Source organism: Stenotrophomonas sp. PFBMAA-4 (assembly GCF_030053215.1).
In the GTDB taxonomy this organism is placed as follows: domain Bacteria; phylum Pseudomonadota; class Gammaproteobacteria; order Xanthomonadales; family Xanthomonadaceae; genus Stenotrophomonas.
In genome coordinates this window covers 105,055-125,249 of the sequence record NZ_JASGBW010000008.1, presented here as the reverse complement: position 1 = coordinate 125,249, position 20,195 = coordinate 105,055, and the positions used below count along the sequence as shown (strand labels likewise).

The window sequence follows — 20,195 nt, the reverse complement described above, 5'->3', positions numbered from 1 at the left end:
TGCGTGGGCCGCGCCATGCGTGAATGGAGGCTCCGGCCAGTAGATCCACGCCATGCGTGGATGGGCCTTCCCCCATGGCCCAGCCGCCCACCATGACCCGGCCGTGGGGGCGGCGGAACCGACCATCAAGCATCTGCTGATGCCGGTGTGGCATGAGGTCGGTCCGGATTGGCCTGAACAGGGCCGCCGCTGGCGGCGCGATGGCCGGTCCTGCGGCCTACAATGGGCGCATGCAGATCGGCCCGTACACCATTGCCCCCAACGTCGTGCTGGCGCCCATGGCCGGCGTCACCGACAAGCCCTTCCGCCTGCTGTGCAAACGGCTGGGTGCGGGTCTGGCCGCCTCGGAAATGACCATCAGCGACCCGCGCTTCTGGAACACGCGCAAGTCGATCCACCGCATGGACCACGAGGGCGAGCCGGCGCCGATCAGCGTGCAGATTGCCGGCACCGAGCCGCAGCAGCTGGCCGAGGCCGCGCGCTACAACGTCGACCATGGCGCGCAGATCATCGACATCAACATGGGCTGCCCGGCCAAGAAGGTGTGCAACGCCTGGGCCGGTTCGGCACTGATGCGCGACGAGCAGCTGGTGGCGCGCATCCTTGAAGCCGTGGTCAACGCGGTGGACGTACCGGTCACGCTGAAGATCCGCACCGGCTGGGACTGCGACCACCGCAACGGACCGGTGATCGCGCGCATCGCCGAGGACAGCGGCATCGCCGCGCTGGCCGTGCACGGCCGGACCCGCGACCAGCATTACACCGGCCAGGCCGAGTACGCCACGATCGGCGAGATCAAGGCCGCGCTGCGCATCCCGGTCATCGCCAACGGCGATATCGATTCGCCGCAGAAGGCCGCGTACGTGTTGCAGCAGACCGGCGTGGACGCGGTGATGATCGGCCGTTCCGCGCAGGGCCGGCCGTGGATCTTCCGCGAGGTGGCGCACTACCTGGCCACCGGCCAGGAACTGCCGCCGCCGTCGCTGCAGGAAGTGCGCGACATCCTGCTGGGCCACCTGCACGCGCTGCATGCCTTCTATGGTGAACCGCAGGGCGTGCGCATCGCCCGCAAGCACCTGGGCTGGTACGCCAAGGACCGCCCGGAAAACGCTGCCTTCCGCGCGGTGGTCAACCGCGCCGAGGACCCGGCCAGCCAGATCGCGCTGACCAGCGAGTACTTCAACCGCCTGATCGCCGGGGAACCGGCGATGCCTTCGGCCGCCTGACCGACCGGCCACCTCGTAACCTGCCCGACTGCCTTGATCCGTAGAGTCGAGCTTGCTCGACTGCTCCACACCGTAGAGTCGAGCTTGCTCGACTGGCCTCCCCGAGCAGTCGAGCAAGCTCGGCTCCACGCACCCTTCCCATCGATCCTGCTCGACGCCCCAAGAGTCCGCCACCATGACGCCGCCGATCTCTTCCCCGACCTACCTGCACGGCTTTTCCGGTACCGAGCAGCAGCGCTTGATGACCCAGGCACGCCTGCTGGAATCGAGCATCTTCAGCCAGATCGACTACACCGGTGCGCGCCACCTGCTGGAAGTCGGCAGCGGCGTCGGCGCGCAGACCGAGATCCTGCTGCGCCGCTTCCCCGAGCTGCACGTGACCGGCGTGGACCTGAGCGAGGCGCAGTTGGCCACCGCGCGCGAGAACCTGGCGCGCACCCCGTGGTGCAGCGACCGCTACACCCTGCAGCAGGCCGATGCCGGCGAACTGCCGTTCGAGGCCCGCAGCTTCGATTCGGCGTTCCTGTGCTGGGTGCTGGAACACGTGCCCTCTCCTGCCCGCGTGCTGAGCGAAGTGCGCCGCGTGCTGGCCCCGGGTTCGCCGGTCTACATCACCGAGGTGATGAACGCCTCGTTCCTGCTGGACCCGTACTCGCCGCACATCTGGCGCTACTGGATGGCCTTCAATGATTTCCAGCACGACCACGGTGGCGACCCGTTCGTCGGCGCCAAGCTGGGCAACCTGCTGTTAGCCGGCGGCTTCCGCGACGTGCATACCGAAATCAAGACCATCCACCTGGACAACCGCGAACCGGCACGCCGCAAGACCATGATCGCGTTCTGGGAACAGCTGCTGCTGTCGGCCGCCGACCAGCTGCTGCAGGCCGGCGCCGTGGACGAGGAAACCGTGGAGGGGATGCGCCGCGAGTTCCGCCTGGTGCAGAACGATCCGAACGCGGTGTTCTTCTATTCGTTCGTGCAGGGCCGCGCGACGGTGTATTGAGGCGCGGCCCGCGCGCGGCGCGGGTTCACGGATCGATGTGCAGGGTCGCTGTCGGCGGCGCCTGCCAGATCCGCTGCCACATCGCGGCCAACCGCTGCCCGGCGTCGGCGCGTGCGGCAGGGCTGCTGTAGTCCATGCGCTGCTGCTGCGGCACGATCGCCCGCCACTGCCCGTCCACCTGCTCGGCCACCGCGAAGTTGAAGGTGTAGTCCGGTTCCAGGCCCATGCGCAGGTCACTCAGCACCAGCTGGCCATCCACCACCTGCGCACGCATGAAGCCGCGGTTGAACCATTGCAACCGCTGCACCGCCGGGATCGCAGAGGCTTCGCGCAGCGCCTGCACGTTGGACGGGTAGCCTTCAAACCGCATCGGCCCCTGGTCGGCCACCAGCGAACGGTCACCCACCACGTAACCACTGGGGGTCATCGCCACCACCCGCCACAGCAGCGTGTTGAACGGCATCGGCACCGAGAAGCGCGGTGCATCGCCCAGGCCCATGGCGGCCAGGCTCTGCTGCGCGGCGCGGTCGACCTGTGCCTTGGCCACCAGGCCCCAGCCCAGGTAGGCGGTGCTGACCAGCAGCGATACCCCGAGCACCTTGCCCGCCCACGGCCGCGCGCGCCCGAACCAGGCCACCACGCAGCCCAGCAGCAGCCACACGGTGTAGGCCGGGTCGATGATGAAGACGCTGGAGCCCATCGTCGGATGCGGCCGCAGCGGCCACCACAGCTGGGTGCCGTAGACGGTGAACGCGTCCAGCAGTGGATGGGTGACCAGCGCCAGCTGGATGGCCCAGAACCAGCGGACCGGCGCCTGCGCCACGCGGCCGTTGCCGAAGCGCTTGAACAGCCACCAGATCAGTGCCGCCACCCACGGCAGCACCAGCAGCGAATGGCTGAAGCTGCGGTGGTCGACCATGTTGGCGACCGGGTCGGCCGCGGCGAAGCCCAGCCACAGGGCATCGAGGTCGGGCAGCGTGCCGAGCGCGGCACCGGCCAGCAGGGCCGCGCGGCGGTGGCCAGGCGGAGCGATGGCGGCAGCGACGGCACCACCGAGAACGATCTGGGTCAACGAGTCCATGGGCCGATGCTAGCGCGACGGCCGGGCGTTTGTGCGCCATTCCTGTCCGGTAGTGTCGACGGTCAGGGGCGCTTCTGTAGAGCCGAGCCCACGCTCGGCTTGCGCGCGCAGCGCGGCAGGGTCGTCGGTAGAGTCGACTGTCAGTCTACTGCCGTGCGCAGCGCGAGGCATCCAAAGAGCAGTCGAGCAACGCTCGACTCTACAAGAGCAAGCCGGGCATGGGCCCGGCTCTACAGAAAGCAGGCGCTACGCCGCCTGCGCCATGCGCGCGCCGGGCAGTTCCACCAGGGTCTGGCCGTGGTGGTCCAGCAGCCGCAGCGCGCCGTCGTGGTCTTCGGCCAGGGCGGTCAGGCTTTCCACCCAGTCGCCATCGTTGGCATAGACCAGGCCGTCGCGCTCGACCAGCGCCGCGCGATGGATGTGGCCGCAGATGATGCCGTCCAGCCCACGCCGGCGCACGTCCTCCAGGCCGGCCTGGACGAAGCGTTCGATGTAGCGCTCGGCGGCACCGCTGCGCTTCTTCAGGAACTCGGACAGCGACCAGTAGCGCATGCCCAGCCGGCGCCGCACCGCGTTCAACGCCTGGTTTCCGGTGAGGATGCGGTAGTACAGCCAGTCGCCGAAGCGTTCCTGCAGGCCACCGAAGTGGGTCACGCCATCGTAGTCGTCGCCGTGCGCCACCAGCAGCCGGCGCCCGTCCGCCGTCACGTGGATGGCACGGCGGCGTACCTGCATCGCCGGCAGCATCAGCCCGCAGACATGGCGCAGCGAGGCATCGTGGTTGCCGGGAATGTAGATGATCTCGGTGCCGGCGCGACGCAGTGCATGCAGCGCCTGGATGACCTCGCTGTGCGAGGCGCGCCAGTTGGCGCGGCGGTGCGCCATCCACCACAGGTCGATGATGTCGCCCACCAGGTACAGGCGCTCGCAGCGCAGCTGGCCGAGGAAGGTGGCCAGCTCGGCGGCGTGGCAGTGGCGCGACCCGAGGTGCACATCGGAGACGAACACTGCACGCCGGTACGGCGACAGGTTCGCCAGCGCGCTCATGCCGGCATCCCCGCGTCGCGCAGGTAGCGTTTGCGCTTGTGCGGCCGGATCGCCTGCAGGTCCACTTCGATCAGGCCGTCGATCGAATCGCTGAAATCCGGGTCGACGCCGAACGCGAGGAAGCGCGCGCCACCGGGTTCGCACAGGTCGGTGTACTGCCGGTACAGCGTCGGCACGCCGGTGCCGAGCGCGGCCAGGTTGGCCTTCAGCACGTCGAAGGCGGCGCCAGCATCGAGTTCACCGAAGCTGGGCGGTGCGGCGAAGTACTGGAACGGCTGGTTGGATTCGACCAGGCCGCTGCGACCACCGTAGTAGCGCTGGTAATACGCCACCAGCTGCTCGCGCGCCTCACGCGGCAGCGCGGCGCTGATCGACACCGCACCGAACAGGTAGCGGATGCCCGGCTGGCACTGCAGGTAGGCGCCGATGCCCTGCCACAGGTAATCCAGGCTGCGGCTGCCCCAGTAATCGGGCACCACGAAGCTGCGGCCCAGTTCCAGGCCTTCGGCGATGCGGGTGATGGCATCGTCGGAATAGCGGAACAGCGAGGCGCTGTAGAGCCCGGCCAGGCCGCGGCGGGCCAGTGCCTGCGCGCCGCGCATGATGCGGTAGGCACCGGCGATGCGCTGTGCGCTGCCGTCCCAGATCACGATGTGCTGGTACTGCAGGTCGTAGTCGTCCAGGTCGCGGCTGCGGCCAGTGCCCTCGCCCACCTGGCGGAAGGTCAGCTCGCGCAGCCGGCCCAGCTCACGCAGCAGGGCCGAATCGGCCGTGCAGCTGGCCAGCAGGATCTGCTTGCCGTCGCCGGTCTGGCCCAGCACCGTGGCCCTGGCGATATCGGCGGCCACCTGCGCCGGCGGCACCTGGGCGGCCAGCGGCTCGGGGCCGGCCGGCACGCTGTCGGCGCTGCTGTCGGCCGGGCCCAGCGCATACAGCGCCCGGCGCACGGCCTGCAGCTGCGCGCCGGGGTCGCCCTGGCCCAGCTGCATCGGCTGGCCGATGCGCAGGCGCAGCGGGCGCCCGCGGCGGGCAAACATCTCACGGGCCAGCAGGGCGGTGCCGGCCGGCTTGAACAGGGTCGAGGCGCCGTAGAACAGCGCCGAGTTGCGTGCCTCCACCCGCACCGGCAGCACCGGTGCAGCGGCCGCGCGGGCGAAACGCACGAAGCCGCGCTGCCAGCGCCCATCGCGGATGCCCTGCAGCGACAACCGGGACACCTCGCCGGCCGGGAACACGATGACGCACTGCTCGGCGTCCAGCGCCTGTTCCACCGCGTGCAGGCTGCCACGCTGGACCTTGCCGCCGAGGATGCGCACCGGCAGCAGCAGGTCCTGCAGCGGGCCGATGGCGCCCAGCAGGTCGTTGGCCACGATGCGCACGTCGCGCCGCACCCGGCCGACCGCGTCCAGCAGGGCCAGCGCGTCCAGCGCACCGGAAGGATGGTTGGCCACGATCAGGAGGCGGCCGCTGGCCGGGATCCGGGACAGGTCCAGCGGATCGACCTGGTAGCCGCTTTCGAGGAACTCCAGCCCGGCGGCGACGAAGTCGAAGCCGCGCAGATTCGCGCTGCGCTGCAGGAAGGCCTCCACCCGGTCCAGCCGCGACCAGCGGCCCACGCTGCGCAGCAGGGGCCGGGCCAGATGCCCGCGGCGGCCGCGGAACCAATCGGGGAAACGTTGCTGCAAGCGCTGCTCGAGTTCCTGCATGGCGTGCTCACTGATGCCCGGCGGCCGGATTGGCCGAGAGCCTGCGCCCGCCACGCGGCAGGCAGATGGCGGTTTGGCGGCAGAACGATGACGGCCCCGGCCGGTGGGCCCAGGCCGTGAAGACCGCCCGCCAATGGTCACGCCAGTGGAACACTGCCTGCGCACCATGGGCCCCGGGGCCCCGCCAGGCCTTGTCGCGGCGGGCACAACACCTTAACCACCGGCAACCCATACGGGTTCACAATGCACAGGCGGCGCACCCCGTGTATGATGCGCGCCCATCTTTCCATCCGAATCAAGGGATATACCGCCTGATGTCCAGCTATCTCTTCACCTCCGAGTCGGTCTCCGAAGGCCATCCGGACAAGGTTGCCGACCAGATCTCCGATGCGGTGCTGGACGCGATCCTGACCCAGGACCAGCGCGCCCGCGTGGCCTGCGAGACCATGGTCAAGACCGGTGTTGCCATCGTGGCCGGTGAAATCACCACCAGCGCCTGGATCGACCTGGAAGCGCTGACCCGCAAGGTCATCACGGACATCGGCTACGACAGCTCCGACGTCGGCTTCGACGGCGCCACCTGCGGCGTGCTGAACCTGATCGGCAAGCAGTCGCCGCACATCGCCCAGGGCGTGGACCGCAAGAAGCCGGAAGAAATGGGCGCTGGCGACCAGGGCCTGATGTTCGGCTACGCCACCAACGAGACCGACAGCTTCATGCCGGCCGCGATCCACCTGTCGCACCGCCTGGTGGAACAGCAGGCCAAGATCCGCAAGAAGCGCAACTCGCCGCTGTCCTGGCTGCGCCCGGACGCCAAGAGCCAGGTCACCCTGCGCTATGAAAACGGCGTGGTCTCGGCCATCGACGCCGTGGTCCTGTCCACCCAGCACGCCCCGGGCATCAAGCAGAAGGACCTCATCGAGGCCGTCCGCGAAGAGATCATCAAGCCGGTGCTGCCGGCCAAGTGGCTGCACAAGGGCACCAAGTTCCACATCAACCCGACCGGCAAGTTCGAGATCGGTGGCCCGGTGGGCGACTGCGGCCTGACCGGCCGCAAGATCATCGTCGACACCTACGGCGGCTGGGCCCGTCACGGTGGTGGCGCCTTCTCCGGTAAGGACCCGTCCAAGGTCGACCGTTCGGCTGCCTACGCTGCCCGCTACGTCGCCAAGAACGTGGTTGCCGCCGGCCTGGCCGACCGTTGCGAAGTGCAGGTTTCCTACGCCATCGGCGTGGCTGAGCCGACCTCGATCTCGGTCACCACCTTCGGCACCGGCAAGATCAGCGACGACAAGATCGAGAAGCTGATCCGCAAGCACTTCGACCTGCGCCCGTACGGCATCATCAAGATGCTGGACCTGGTCCACCCGATGTACCAGCAGACCGCGGCCTACGGCCACTTCGGCCGCAAGCCGAAGGAGTTCAGCTACCTCAACGGCGAAGGCGAGACCGTCAACGCCACGGCCTTCTCCTGGGAGAAGACCGACCGCGCCGCCGCCCTGCGCGCCGATGCGAAGCTGAAGTAAAGCGTGCGGGTAGAGCCGACGGGTAGAGCCGACTGTTAGTCGGCTCACGTTGAAGAAGGGCCGCGCAAGCGGCCCTTCTGCTTCCTGGTAGAGCCGGCCGCTGGCCGGCTTTTTCATGGCCTGTGGAGTGCAGCCCGCCAGCCATCTTGCAAAGCAGCCCCTGCAGCGCCAGCATGCAGCCCTCTATCAAGGAAGATAGTGCATGATTTCCCGACTGCTCGACCGCTGGTTCAAGGACAAGCCCACCCCCGAGGCATTTGCCGCGAAAGTCATCCAGACCGCGCGCCGGCTGGGCATTGACAAGCCGCTGGACTACCAGGCCGATCAGTTCCGCATCGTCTACGACGGCGGTTCGTTCTTCAACCTGCACAACGCCTACTCGGCCTACCTGGACGTGGAACGCGGCCGCCAGCGCGACGTGCTGGAACGTTTCACCAGCATCCTGGGCATGGCAGACGAAGAACCGCTGCCGTTCGCCGAGATCCGCGACCGGCTGCGCCCGGTGATCCGCAACCGCAACCTGCTCGACCGGATCATCCTGCAGGAGATGGAAGAAAACGGCCTCGACGCGCGGGTGTCCCTGCAGTACCGCCCGCTCACCGGCGAATGCGTGGAACTGCTGGCCGTGGACTACGACCAGCACACCGCGACCCAGACCCGCGACCTGCCCGAGGACTGGGGCATCACCCTGGACCAGGCATTGGCGATCGCGCGCGACAACCTGCGTGCACTGGACGATGCACCCTTCATCGAGATCGCCCCGGGGCTGTTCCGCTCCGCCTGGAGCGATGCCTATGACAGCAGCCGCGTGCTGCTGCCCGAACTGCTGCACCGCCTTCCCCTGGCAGGCCCGCCGGTGTTCATGATGCCGACCCGCGACGTGCTGCTGGTGGCCGGTGAACGTGATGAAGAAGCGCAGCAGGCGATGATTGCCCAGGCCAGCGAGGCCATGGACGATGGCCGGGTGATCAGCGGCGACATGCATCATTACGTGGAAGGCCAGCTGCAGCCCTTCACCCCGGCCAGCGAAGCACTGCAGCAGGCACTGCGCGCCCTGCGCCTGCAGCTGCACGCGGGGCTGTACGCCACCCAGAAGGAACAGTTGGACAAGGTGCATGAGCTGCACGCGCACGACGTGTTCGTGGCCAACTTCATCGTCGACGGCAGCAACCATATCTCCATCGGCTGCTGGTCCGAAGGCGTGGAAACCTCACTGCCGCAGACCGACTTCATCGCGCTGGTGGTGGAAGAGAGCGATACGCAGATGGTGGAGTGGCACGTGGCGATGCGCGAATTCGGCCACCTGCTGGAAGCCGATACCCGGCACATCCACCCGCCGCGTTTCCTGACCCGCGGCTTCCCCGACGCGGCCCTGCGCACGCGCGTGCAGCCCGCCTGACGCGCACCGTGCCATGGGCGCGGCCGGGCACGCCCGGCCCGCGCCCGATACAATCGGCGCATGTCGACCGAACTGAAAACCCACCAGCTGTCCATGACCGTGCTGATGTCGCCGGACATGGCCAATTTCTCCGGCAAGGTCCACGGTGGCGCCATCCTGCGCCTGCTCGACCAGGTGGCCTACGCCTGCGCCAGCCGCTACGCGGGCAGCTACGTGGTTACCCTGTCGGTGGACCAGGTGATGTTCCGCCAGCCCATCGCGGTGGGCGAGCTGGTCACCTTCCTGGCCTCGGTGAACTACACCGGCACCTCGTCGATGGAGATCGGCATCAAGGTGGTGGCCGAGGACATCCTCAAGCGCAGCGTGCGCCACGCCAACAGCTGCTTCTTCACCATGGTGGCCGTGGACGAGGAAGGCCGGCCGACGGCCGTGCCGCCGCTGCAGCCGGCCAGTTCGGATGAGAAACGCCGGCAGGCCGCCGCGCAGATCCGCCGCCAGCTGCGGCAGGAAATGGAACAGCGGCACCTGGAACTGCTGGCCTCGAACCCGCCGTCGCCGGAAGATTGACCGCGAAACCGGTAGTGCCGGCCGCTGGCCGGCAAGCTTGCGCGTGGTGCCAGACGTCATGAGGTTGCCGGCCAGCGGCCGGCACTACCCTTGCTGTTCGGGCAGATAGGGCGACAGGAAAGGCTCGATGTTCAATAGCGGATCGGCCTGTGCGAGTGCGGCCGACGCGTCCACCGACGACACCGCGAACATGTAGTAGTCGTACCCGAAGTGAACTTCGGCGCTCTCGCCCACCAGCTTGCACCAGATGACGTTGCGCAGCACATCGCGGGCCACCCGCTCGATGCCGTCCAGATCCAGCGGCTGGCCCTCGTGGTAGTCGCGTGAGTCACGCCGTTCAAGCGACTGGATGCTCAGTGCTTCGACACCGATACCGACGCAGAAACGCCTGATAGCGTCCAGATAGGCATCCTCGACAACGAGGTAATCCTCGAGGCTCACCCGCTTGCCGACATCGCCGAAGTCCGTCCACTCTTCAGGCGATGAGCAGAGGTAGCCCTCGGGCATCCGCTGCCAGTACTTGGTGATACGCCAGGAATGCTTCATGGGGCGAGAGGATAACGGAACCGATATCGCGGTAGTGTCGGCCGCTGGCCGGCAATCTCGCGCGTGCTGACAGACATCATGAGGTTGCCGGCCAGCGGCCGGCACTACCCTTTCGCGCTCGCCGGGCATGGCCCGGCGCTACCGTGAATTGGCGGTTGGGTAGCGCCGGGCCATGCCCGGCGGGTGTTGGTCAGCCGGTGTTCTGCACGCCCTGCGAAACGCCGTTCACGCACGCCACCAGCGCGCGCAGCAGATCGTCATCCTCGCGCCCGCTGGCCCGCCAGCGCTGTAGCAGGTCCACCTGCAGCACGCTGATCGGATCCACGTAGGGATTGCGCAGGCGGATCGACAGCGCCAGCCGCGCGTCATGATCCAGCAGTGTCTGTTGGCCCATCAGCGCCAGCAGCCACTGCCGGGTCAGCTCGAGCTCACGCTGCACCTGCGGGAAGAAGCGCCCGTGCAGGTCGCCGGACAACTGCGAGAACTGTTCGGCAATGGTGATATCGCCCTTCGACAGCACCATCGCGATGTCGTCGAGGAAGGTGCGGAAGAACGGCCAGTCACGCGCCATCGCGCGCAGCGTCTGTTCATGGCCGGCATCGACTGCGGCCTGCAGGCCGCTGCCCACGCCATACCAGCCGGGAATGACCGCACGCGCCTGGCTCCAGGCGAACACCCAGGGGATCGCGCGCAGGTTGCCCAGCGCCGCGTCCTGGCCCAGCCGGCGCGATGGCCGCGAGCCCAGCGTCATCCGCTCGATCACATCGATCGGCGTGGCCGTGCGGAAGTAGTCCATGAAACCGGGCTGCCCAACGAAGGCGCGATACACCTCGCTGCTGGCCGCAGACACCGCATCCATCACCGGCCGCCAGTCGTCCTCGCGCGGCTCGGGGGCACGCGGGCGCAGGCTGGCGCGCAGCACCGCGCCGGTGGCCTGTTCCAGCGAGCGCAGCGCCAGCGCGCGGATACCGTACTTGCGGTGAATCACTTCGCCCTGCTCGGTCACCCGCAGGCGACCATCGATGCTGCCGCGCGGCGATGCATCCACGGCGTGGGTGGTCTTGCCACCGCCACGGCTGATCGAACCGCCACGGCCATGGAAGAACGTCAGGCGGATGCCCGCCTCGGCGGCCACCTCCAGCAGTTCCACCTGCGCACGCTGCAGGCCCCAGCGCGAGGCGGCGATGCCGCCGTCCTTGCTGCTGTCCGAGTACCCCAGCATCACCATCTGCACGTCATCGCGTGCACGCAGGTGCGCGCGGTACACCGGATCCTCCAGCAGATCACGCAGGGTGGCGGTGCCACGCTTGAGGTCGTCCACGGTTTCAAACAGCGGCGCGATGTCGAGCGGTACGCCGCCATCGGCATCGACCAGGCCACCGCGTCGCGCCAGTGCCAGCACCGCCAGCACGTCGCCGCGATCGTGCGCCATCGAAATGATGTAGCTGCCCAATGCATCGCCGCCATGGCGTGCGCGTGCATCGGCCAGCGCCGCGAACACCGCATCCAGGCGCTGGTTGCCCTCGTTATCGCCCTTGGGCAGCGGTGCTTCGCCGCTGGCATGCGGGCCCAGCAGGCGCGCACGGCCCAGCGCATCCAGCGCCTGCCATGCGTCATCGCCGCCCAGCACCGCAGCCAGCGCACGGGCATGCACGCTCGATTCCTGGCGCACGTCCAGCCGCGCCAGGTGGAAGCCGAAGGTCTTCACCCGCCACAGCAGGCGCTGCACCGCGAAGCCACCGGCGTGTTCGCCACGGTTGGCGCGCAGGCTGTCGAGGATCAGCTGCAGATCCTCGATCAGTTCATCGGGACCGGCGTAGGCGCCTTCGCCATCATCCAGCGTGGCCTGCAGGCGCGCACGCATGCGGTCGTTGAGCAGGCGGTACGGCATGTCCGCATGGCGTGGCCGCGACTGCACCTGCGGCAGCAGCTGCTGGTAATGCACCACGCGTGCCTGCAGCGCATCACTGACGCCGACCCGTTCGGTGGACTGGCTGAGCAGGCTGGCCAGCTGCAGCAGTTCCTTCTGGTAGCGCCCCAGTACCGCCTGCCGCTGTGCATCCAGCGTATTGCGGATGGTATGGGCATCCACATTCGGATTGCCGTCCATGTCGCCGCCCACCCAGGTGCCGAACCGCAGCAGGCGCGGCAGCGGCAGTTCTTCGCCATAGGTATCGCGCAGCGCCTGCTGCAGCGATTCGTACAGCACCGGGATCACCCGGTACAGCACCTGCACCAGGTAGAAGCCAACGTGCTCGCGTTCGTCGTCGACCGTGGGCCGCACCGGCGAGGAATCGGTGGTCTGCCACGACGCGGTGAGCGCCATGCGGAAACGCGCGGCATCGGCAGCGGCCTCGCCCGGCGTGCGCTGGCCATCCAGGTTGTCCACCAGGCTGGCCACCATCAACTGTTCTTTTTCCAGCAGCGCGCGGCGCACCGCTTCGGTGGGGTGCGCGGTGAACACCGGTTCGATGTCGATGCGCGGCAGCCACTGCGCCAGCTCGTCCAGGCCTACGCCCTGCGCCTTCAGGTGCTGCAGCGCATCCTGCAGGCCATCGGGCTGCGCCGCGGCAGTGCCGGCACGCTGGTAATCACGGCGGCGGCGGATGCGGTGCACGCGCTCGGCGATGTTGACCACCTGGAAGTACGTACTGAACGCACGCACCATGGTTTCGGCCTGCTGCGGCGTGCGCCCGGCCAGGCCATCGGCCAGCTCGGACAGCGGTGCCTGGTTCTCGCGCCGCGCGATGGCGCGGGTGCGCACGTCCTCGACATCATCGAGGAACGCGGCGGAAACCTGTTCGACCAGCAGGTCGCCGACCAGTGCACCAAGGCGGCGCACATCATCGCGAAGCGGAAGATCGGGGGAAGCGAATTCGATGCTGCTGCGGTACTCGTTCATCGGCGACGCACGAACCTCGGGGCATGATCCGTCGCCAAGCCTACCCCAGTTCGAAGCCGTTGCTGCGCTGCAGGAATGGTTTCATCTGCACGTATCCGGTGCAGATGCAGCCGAGCATGGGCTCGGCTCTACACGTGTAGCGCCCGAGCCCATGCCCGGGCGGCGGCGCAGCCGCACAGGCGGCCCCCGTTGCAGGGGCCGCCATCATCGCGCGCGGGTCAACGCTTCTTCTTTGCCTTGCCCTGCTCGGCCGGACCGATGGTCTGTTCCAGCCAGCGCTCGCTCTCGGCCAGCATGGTCATGATCGACTCGCGTGCGCGGTAGGCGTGCGATTCGTTCGGCAGCATCACCAACCGTGCCGTGCCGCCCAGGCCCTTCACCGCGGCGAACATGCGCTCGCTCTGCAGCGGGAACGTGCCGGAGTTGTTGTCGTCCACGCCGTGGATGAAGAGGATCGGATCCTTGATCCTGTCGGCGTAATTGAACGGCGCCATCTTCTGGTAGACGTCCTGCGCCTGCCAGTAGTTGCGCTCCTCGGCCTGGAAACCGAACGGAGTGAGCGTGCGGTTGTAGGCGCCGCTGCGGGCGATGCCGGCCTTGAACAGGCGGGTGTGCGCCAGCAGGTTGGCGGTCATGAACGCACCGTAGGAATGGCCACCGATGGCGATGTGCTCGCGGTCGGTCACGCCACGGCGCACCACTTCATCCACGGCGGCCTGTGCATTGGCCACCAGCTGCTCGATGTAGGTGTCGTTGGGTTCCTTGTCGCCCTCGCCGATGATCGGCATGGTCGGGCTGGCCAGCACTACGTAGCCCTTGGCCAGGAACGCCTGCGGCCCCCAGTAGCTGATCGCGTTGAAGCGGTACGGCGAGTCGGTCACCTGGCTGGCGGCCGCAGCGCTCTTGAACTCACCCGGGTAGGCCCACATCAGCAGCGGCCGCGGGCCATCGCGCTTGGGGTCGTAACCCGGCGGCAGCAGCAGCGTCGCGGTCAGGTCCACGCCATCGGCACGCTTGTAGCGGATCTGCTCCTTCTGCACGCCCTTCAGCTGCGGCAGCGGGTGGGCGAAGTGGGTCAGCGCGCGCGGTGCGGCATCGGCCTGCGCCAGCGACTGCACGTAGAAATTGCTCGGCGCGTCCGGGCTTTCGCGGGTCAGCAGCAGCGATTCGCCTTCCTGGTCCAGCAGCGCGACCGGTGCCGAATACACCGGCGCCTGCGAATGGAACAGGCGGGTGGCCTTGCGGCTTTCGATGTCGAAGCGGTCGACGAACGGACGATCGCCTTCCGGCGATGCACCCTGCCCGTACAGGAAAATGCTGCGGCCATCGGCGGTGGTCTGCAGGCGGCTGCGGCCGTTGACGTCGCGCACCACGCCGGCGCGGCCCGGATCGTTGTAGCGGTCCTGCGCATCGCGGTCCCACAGCAGCTGCGGCGACTGCGCCGCATCGTCCGGGGCGATCCGCCAGGTCTTGGTGTTGCGCGTCTTCCACCACGATTCGCTGAGCAGGGCCAGGTCGCCACGGCCCCAGGTGATGCCAGCAAAGCGGCTGCCCAGCTGGGCCAGGGTCACCGGCGGCTTCTCGAACGGCGCGGCCTGCATGAACACCGCATCGCGCACCTTGGCGTCGCGGTTCGGGTCACCACCGTCCTGCGCTTCGGCCCAGACCAGGGTGGCCGGCGCATCGGCGCGCCAGCTGATGTCGCGCACGCCGGTCACTTCGGCATCATTGCCGGTCGGCAGGCCCTCCACCAGCGGGCGCGAGGCCACGCTGTGGGCCAGCTGGCCGTTGCGGTCGAGCACCTCGATGCGGCGCGGGAAGCTGCCCACCGGCACCACGTACGAATACGGGCGCTGCACGCGCTGGCTGAGCAGGTAGTTGCCATCCGGCGACACGCTCAGGCCCAGGTAGATGCCCGCCATGCCGATGGCACGCGCCTGCCCGTCCAGGCTGACCTGCATCGGCTGGGCGTTGGCGTAGTAGTCGAACAGCTTCGCATCGGCCTGGTTCTTCAGCAGATCCTGGTAGGTGCGGATGGACACCACGCCGGTGCTCTTGCCGGTCTGCTGCACGGCCGGGCCGGTGGGAACGCCATCGGCCGGCGGCGGATCGCCCGCGTTGGCCACGCGGGTCATCACGATCAGGCCGCGGCTGTCGGGCAGCCACTGGTAACCGTCGCCGAACACCGTGTTGAGGTTGGCCTGCAGGCGGCGCGCACTGCCGCTGGCCACATCCACCAGCCACAGCTCGTTGGCACCGCTGGCGGCGTCGACCTGGTTGAAGGCCAGCCACTTCTGGTCGGGCGACCAGGCCAGGCCTGCAATCGACAGCTGCGGCGGCAGGCCGCTGATCTGCAGTTCCTTGCCGTCGGCCACGTTCATCAGCCACAGCTTCTCGCCGAAGCTGAAGCGGCTGTCGGAGAACGTGCGCGGGTTGATGCGGATGCCGGCCAGCTTCAGTTCCGGCTGGGCCACCACCTGGATCGACGGCAGCGACGGCATCTGCATCAGCGCGGCCACGTCGCGGCGCGGCGACAGGAACAGGCTGGGCGCACGCGGCGCATCCACCACCGCCTGCAGCGCGGCCGACGGCAGCTCATAGCCGGTTTCGCCCTTGGCCGCCGCCACCTGCGGGCTGTCGGCGGACCAGGCCTGCGGGACCACCGCCAGCAGGGCCATGGACAGGACCAGGCCGGTCCAGCGCCGGCTGCGGCGCGCGTGCTTGCTCATCGATCTTCCTGTTTTGGTTGGGTGAAGACCCTCGACCTTAACAGGCACCGACCCGCGCCCCATCTGCCGATGGTTGGGTCGCTCCGGTTCCGCCCCGGGGCCGCGATATACTGGGCGTTCTCCCCTGCCGAGGGGCGCTGCGACCGGAACCCCTGAGGCCCGGCCAGGCTCGGTAAGGTGGCTTTGTAACAACGGCGCCCGGCTAGATGCGAGTACCCGCTCGCCCACAACCGGAGCTACTGCATGAACGCTGTTGCCAAGACCTTCTCCACCGAAGGTGACTACAAGATCCGCGACATCACCCTGGCCGACTGGGGTCGCAAGGAACTGGACATCGCCGAGCACGAGATGCCGGGCCTGATGTCGATCCGCCGCAAGCACGCCACCAGCCTGCCGCTGAAGGGCGTGCGCGTGACCGGCTCGCTGCACATGACCATCCAGACCGCGGTGCTGATCGAGACCCTGAAGGACATCGGCGCCGACGTGCGCTGGGCCTCCTGCAACATCTTCTCGACCCAGGACCACGCCGCTGCGGCCATCGCCGCCACCGGCACCCCGGTGTTCGCCTGGAAGGGCGAAACCCTGGAAGAGTACTGGGACTGCACCCTGGACGCGCTGACCTTCACCCTGGCCGACGGCACCCTGACCGGTCCGGAGCTGGTGGTGGACGACGGCGGTGACGTGACCCTGCTGATCCACAAGGGCTACGAGCTGGAAAACGGCAGCGACTGGGTCAACACCGCCTCCTCCTCGCACGAAGAACAGGTCATCAAGAACCTGCTCAAGCGCGTGGCCACCGAGCGCCCGGGTTACTGGGGCCGCGTGGTGAAGGACTGGAAGGGCGTCTCCGAAGAGACCACCACCGGCGTGCACCGCCTGTACCAGCTGGCCCAGGCCGGCACGCTGCTGATCCCGGCGATCAACGTCAACGACTCGGTCACCAAGAGCAAGTTCGACAACCTGTACGGCTGCCGCGAGTCGCTGGCCGATGGCCTGAAGCGCGCGATGGACGTGATGCTGGCCGGCAAGGTGGCCGTGGTCTGCGGCTACGGCGACGTGGGCAAGGGCTGCGCCGCGTCGCTGCGTGCCTACGGCGCGCGCGTCATCGTCACCGAGATCGACCCGATCTGCGCCCTGCAGGCGGCGATGGAAGGCTATGAAGTCAACACCATCGAATCGACCCTGGGCCGTGCCGACCTGTACGTCACCACCACTGGCAACAAGGACATCATCCGCATCGAGCACCTGAGCGCGATGAAGGACCAGGCCATCGTCTGCAACATCGGCCACTTCGACAACGAGATCCAGGTCGATGCGCTGGTGGGCTTCAAGGGCGTGCAGCACGTCAACATCAAGCCGCAGGTGGACAAGTACATCTTCCCGAACGGCAATGCGATCTTCCTGCTGGCCGAAGGCCGCCTGGTGAACCTGGGCTGCGCCACCGGCCACCCGAGCTTCGTCATGTCCAACTCGTTCGCCAACCAGACCCTGGCCCAGATCGACCTGTGGGCCAACAAGGACAGCTACGAGAAGAAGGTCTACCTGCTGCCCAAGCACCTGGACGAAGAAGTGGCCCGCCTGCACCTGGAAAAGATCGGCGTGAAGCTGACCACCCTGACCCAGGAACAGGCCGACTACATCGGCGTGCCGGTGGAAGGCCCGTTCAAGCCGGACCACTACCGCTACTGATGTCGTGCCCGGGGTCGGATCCCTTTCCGCAGGAAAGGGCTCTGACCCCAGCATCGGATGCACACGGAACGGGCGCCTTCGGGCGCCCGTTCTGCGTTCCGACCCCTCTGCCGAACCACGCGGTGGTCGTGGCGCTACATTCGCTGCCGATCATCCTGCAAGGCGCTTTGGCAATGCGCGGCGAAGTCGCGCTGCCAGGAAGCCAGATCGAATCCCTCGCGCTGCTGGAATGAAACGGTCTCGGCGCTGAGCGCATAGCAGCGATTCTGGCTCAGGCGCAGCGCCGCCATCGTGTCACCCGCCTCCCAACAGCGTTCGATGCAGGACTGCAGCAGGGCATAGTCCGGATTGGTCTTGGCGCCACCGAAAGCAAACCCCATCTGCTGGGCCATCGCCAGCACAGGATCGCCGGCCGCATCGGCTGCACGCAGGATGCGCAGTACACCGGGCTCGGGAATGCCGAATGCCCAGTTCGCCAGGACCGCCGCACGTGCCGACGCCACGGCCGCCGCGTGCTGCCCCAGGCGCATCTGCTGCCCTGCCAGCATCGCCCATGCCCGCTGCAGCTCAGGAAAGCGGCCGCAGGCATCTTCCAGCAGCACGATGGCTTCGGCCGGCGCAGCGGCCTGCACATGCCATTGCGCGCGCTCGACCAGGAGCAACGGCGAATCCGCATCTGCAACCTCGTGCTCGCGTGGATCGCGTTCTTCATCGTCACCGTCCCAGCCGCCACCGGCATCCAGCCATCGGGCGAAGGCATCCAGCGACGAATGACTGAAGACCATGCGCCCTTCGTCATGGAACATCTCGCAGACCACCGGCGGCTCCGCTTCGCGCCCCAGCGGCCAGTACAGACCAAACTGGTCGCCATTCCCCAGCGCGCCTTCGGCGACCGGCCAGAAGCCCTGCGGCGGGTACGGCCCCGCGCACGGTCCGGCATCCAGGGTCAGGTCATGAAGGCATTGCGGAGCGCGCATGTTCGATGTCCAGGCAGTGACGACCGTCCATTATCACCGCGCTGCGCCTGGCAGGAGCCTCGGTCAAGGCAACCCGCCCCGCGCGCGCTACGATGCCCCCATGACTCCCGCCATCAATCTGCTCAAGCGCGAGAAAATCGCCCACACCGTCCGCAGCTACGTGCACGACGCACACGCCGAGTCCTACGGTGGCGAAGCCGTGGAGAAGCTGGGCCTGGACCCCGCGCAGGTGTTCAAGACGCTGCTGGCCAGCACCGAAACCCACGAACTGCTGGTGGCGATCGTGCCGGTGGCCGGGCAGCTGGACCTGAAGGCGCTGGCCGAAGCCGCGGGCTGCAAGAAGTGCGAGATGGCCGCCGCCGATGCCGCGCAGCGTGCCACCGGCTACCTGGTCGGCGGCATCAGCCCGCTCGGGCAGAAGAAGCGCCTGCGCAGCTTCCTCGATGCCAGCGCACAGGCGCTGCCGACGCTGCACGTCAGCGCCGGCCGCCGTGGCCTGGAAGTGGAACTGGCCCCGGCCGATCTGCTGCGCCTGACCGCCGGGCATTACGCGCCCATCGGGAAGGCCCGCTGATGTCCGCAGCCGATGCCCTGCTGCAGGACCTGCTCAGTGGCGATGCCACGCGCATCCATGCCTCGGCCTGCCGGGTCGCGGTGACGTTCGATCAGGCGCTGCTGGATGCACTGGCGCCGCATGCCGACCGCATCGAACACGCCTGCGCCGGGGTGACGCTGGGCGGTGCGCTGCTGGCCAACCAGGTGCATCTGCAGTCTGCGCTGAAACGCCTGCGCTACTGGCAGGCGCAGGCCGGCTGCCTGTGCGCGCTCACGCCGACGTATCTGTTCTTCGATCCGCGCAAGCTGATCGCACAGGGGCAGATGCAGCTGCTCTCGGTGGGCGACGCCGAGGATGGCTGGGGCGAATGCCACCACGTCGCCTGCACGCAGTGTAACCAGCGCTGGGAAGCGACCGACCGCGAATACCATTACCCATGGTGGGAGTGGAAAGCCGCCTGACGAAGGGTCAGATCCCTTTCCACCGGAAAGGGCTCTGACCCCATTTGTTACAGCTCAAAGTTCATTGGCACACGAAGCAGGGAAATTTCCGGAACATCTCCGACTGCATCAAACTTCCAATCCTCTGCAGCCTCCACCGCAGCCTCGTCCATGTCGTCGTAGCCGCTGGACCGATCCAGCATTGCGCCGATCGTCTGATGTTTCCCATCAATGAGGAAAATTACCAGAACTTCCCCCTGACGCCCTTCCCGGAATGCCTCTTTCGGGTAACGCGGAGGCAACGAATACGTGCTGTAAAGCCCACCCTGGTACGGATCCACAGCAGGCGGATCCCCAGTCGTGGCCTTGGATGGCTTGCAGGGCCTGCCAGACTTTGTACGAAGGGTGATCCGCATTGCCACGCCAGCCGCGTTTGTGTCCTGTGCGGCAACGCGCTCGCTGGAATCATCAACGACGACCTCCCTGCAACGCAGCTTGGCCAGCCTGCCCAGCAGCCGCGTCTGCGTACGCGCCGCGGCGGCATTCTTCGCGACTGCATGGAAATGGCAGCCCGCACCATCCTGCGTCAGACCGACGACCCGCACGCGTGCGTCGATGTACCGGACGTCCTCAGGCAGCATGCTGCAGCCAGCGGTCGCCACCGTCTCTTTCGGTGTCAACGTTGAACATCCGGCAGAAAGAAGCGCAACCACCGCAACCGCAATTACGAATGTGCCTACCGTCTTCATTTCCGCCACCCGATCCGAGAAGGCGGGCAGTCTAGTGATATGCGGACACGGA

At 67.7% G+C, this 20,195-nt stretch carries 16 protein-coding genes and 1 riboswitch; of the genes, 8 read left to right on the top strand and 8 right to left on the bottom strand.

What is annotated here, in order from left to right; all coding sequences use genetic code 11:
• Nucleotides 1-230: 230 nt before the first annotated feature.
• Together dusB and QMZ26_RS07640 are read left to right on the top strand one after the other, a co-directional pair.
• A complete protein-coding gene (gene dusB, locus QMZ26_RS07645) occupies nucleotides 231-1,226 on the top strand; it encodes a tRNA dihydrouridine synthase DusB (RefSeq protein ID WP_283221075.1) in 996 nt (331 codons plus the stop codon).
• Nucleotides 1,227-1,401: 175 nt separating this feature from the next.
• Nucleotides 1,402-2,229 carry a class I SAM-dependent methyltransferase gene (locus tag QMZ26_RS07640; protein ID WP_108764083.1) on the top strand — a complete coding sequence of 276 codons (828 nt, stop codon included), beginning with the start codon at nucleotides 1,402-1,404 and terminating at the stop codon, nucleotides 2,227-2,229.
• Between the two features lie 25 nt (nucleotides 2,230-2,254).
• On the opposite strand, the gene QMZ26_RS07635 is transcribed toward QMZ26_RS07640, so the two are convergent.
• From QMZ26_RS07635 to QMZ26_RS07625, 3 genes are all read right to left on the bottom strand, one after another.
• On the bottom strand, nucleotides 2,255-3,310 hold the full coding sequence (locus QMZ26_RS07635; RefSeq protein ID WP_283221074.1) for a metal-dependent hydrolase: 1,056 nt from the start codon (nucleotides 3,308-3,310) through the stop codon (nucleotides 2,255-2,257).
• Nucleotides 3,311-3,556: 246 nt separating this feature from the next.
• Nucleotides 3,557-4,357: a UDP-2,3-diacylglucosamine diphosphatase gene (locus tag QMZ26_RS07630; protein ID WP_283221073.1), complete on the bottom strand. Its 801-nt coding sequence runs from the start codon at nucleotides 4,355-4,357 to the stop codon at nucleotides 3,557-3,559.
• Nucleotides 4,354-6,063: a lysophospholipid acyltransferase family protein gene (locus tag QMZ26_RS07625; RefSeq protein ID WP_283221071.1), complete on the bottom strand. Its 1,710-nt coding sequence runs from the start codon at nucleotides 6,061-6,063 to the stop codon at nucleotides 4,354-4,356. The genes QMZ26_RS07630 and QMZ26_RS07625 overlap by 4 nt, the downstream gene beginning before the upstream one ends.
• Nucleotides 6,064-6,377: 314 nt before the next feature.
• Between QMZ26_RS07625 and metK the strand changes: the two genes are divergently transcribed.
• The 3 genes from metK (at nucleotide 6,378) to QMZ26_RS07610 (ending at nucleotide 9,555) form a co-directional block, all read left to right on the top strand.
• Nucleotides 6,378-7,589 (top strand): methionine adenosyltransferase, encoded by a 1,212-nt coding sequence (gene metK, locus QMZ26_RS07620; RefSeq protein ID WP_079220656.1) that lies wholly within the window; start codon nucleotides 6,378-6,380, stop codon nucleotides 7,587-7,589.
• Nucleotides 7,590-7,791: 202 nt separating this feature from the next.
• Nucleotides 7,792-8,988, top strand: coding sequence for a hypothetical protein (locus QMZ26_RS07615; protein ID WP_283221070.1), 1,197 nt, complete (start codon nucleotides 7,792-7,794; stop codon nucleotides 8,986-8,988).
• Nucleotides 8,989-9,048: 60 nt separating this feature from the next.
• Nucleotides 9,049-9,555 carry an acyl-CoA thioesterase gene (locus QMZ26_RS07610; RefSeq protein WP_079220654.1) on the top strand — a complete coding sequence of 169 codons (507 nt, stop codon included), beginning with the start codon at nucleotides 9,049-9,051 and terminating at the stop codon, nucleotides 9,553-9,555.
• Between the two features lie 84 nt (nucleotides 9,556-9,639).
• On the opposite strand, the gene QMZ26_RS07605 is transcribed toward QMZ26_RS07610, so the two are convergent.
• The 3 genes from QMZ26_RS07605 to QMZ26_RS07595 form a co-directional block, all read right to left on the bottom strand.
• The gene (locus QMZ26_RS07605) at nucleotides 9,640-10,101 is read right to left on the bottom strand and encodes a hypothetical protein (protein ID WP_283221069.1); all 462 of its coding nucleotides are present in this window, start codon (nucleotides 10,099-10,101) and stop codon (nucleotides 9,640-9,642) included.
• Nucleotides 10,102-10,291: 190 nt separating this feature from the next.
• On the bottom strand, nucleotides 10,292-13,003 hold the full coding sequence (gene ppc, locus QMZ26_RS07600) for a phosphoenolpyruvate carboxylase (RefSeq protein WP_283221068.1): 2,712 nt from the start codon (nucleotides 13,001-13,003) through the stop codon (nucleotides 10,292-10,294).
• 218 nt (nucleotides 13,004-13,221) lie between these two features.
• Nucleotides 13,222-15,732: a prolyl oligopeptidase family serine peptidase gene (locus tag QMZ26_RS07595; protein WP_283221067.1), complete on the bottom strand. Its 2,511-nt coding sequence runs from the start codon at nucleotides 15,730-15,732 to the stop codon at nucleotides 13,222-13,224.
• A 123-nt stretch (nucleotides 15,733-15,855) separates the two neighbouring features.
• A riboswitch (S-adenosyl-L-homocysteine riboswitch) is annotated at nucleotides 15,856-15,939 on the top strand.
• Between the two features lie 36 nt (nucleotides 15,940-15,975).
• Here QMZ26_RS07595 and ahcY point away from each other — a divergent pair.
• Nucleotides 15,976-17,421 (top strand): adenosylhomocysteinase, encoded by a 1,446-nt coding sequence (gene ahcY / locus QMZ26_RS07590; protein ID WP_108745972.1) that lies wholly within the window; start codon nucleotides 15,976-15,978, stop codon nucleotides 17,419-17,421.
• Between the two features lie 134 nt (nucleotides 17,422-17,555).
• Here the strand turns inward: ahcY and QMZ26_RS07585 are convergent, their stop codons facing one another.
• Nucleotides 17,556-18,398, bottom strand: a complete 843-nt coding sequence (locus QMZ26_RS07585) for a hypothetical protein (protein ID WP_200734391.1) — start codon at nucleotides 18,396-18,398, stop codon at nucleotides 17,556-17,558.
• 100 nt (nucleotides 18,399-18,498) lie between these two features.
• Here QMZ26_RS07585 and ybaK point away from each other — a divergent pair, with 100 nt between their 5' ends.
• On the top strand, nucleotides 18,499-18,972 hold the full coding sequence (gene ybaK / locus QMZ26_RS07580) for a Cys-tRNA(Pro) deacylase (RefSeq protein ID WP_200734390.1): 474 nt from the start codon (nucleotides 18,499-18,501) through the stop codon (nucleotides 18,970-18,972).
• Nucleotides 18,972-19,415, top strand: a complete 444-nt coding sequence (locus QMZ26_RS07575; protein ID WP_283221066.1) for a hypothetical protein — start codon at nucleotides 18,972-18,974, stop codon at nucleotides 19,413-19,415. Before ybaK ends, QMZ26_RS07575 begins: the two co-directional genes overlap by 1 nt.
• 47 nt (nucleotides 19,416-19,462) lie before the next feature.
• Here the strand turns inward: QMZ26_RS07575 and QMZ26_RS07570 are convergent, their stop codons facing one another.
• Nucleotides 19,463-20,143 carry an energy transducer TonB gene (locus tag QMZ26_RS07570; RefSeq protein WP_283221065.1) on the bottom strand — a complete coding sequence of 227 codons (681 nt, stop codon included), beginning with the start codon at nucleotides 20,141-20,143 and terminating at the stop codon, nucleotides 19,463-19,465.
• Nucleotides 20,144-20,195: the final 52 nt, after the last annotated feature.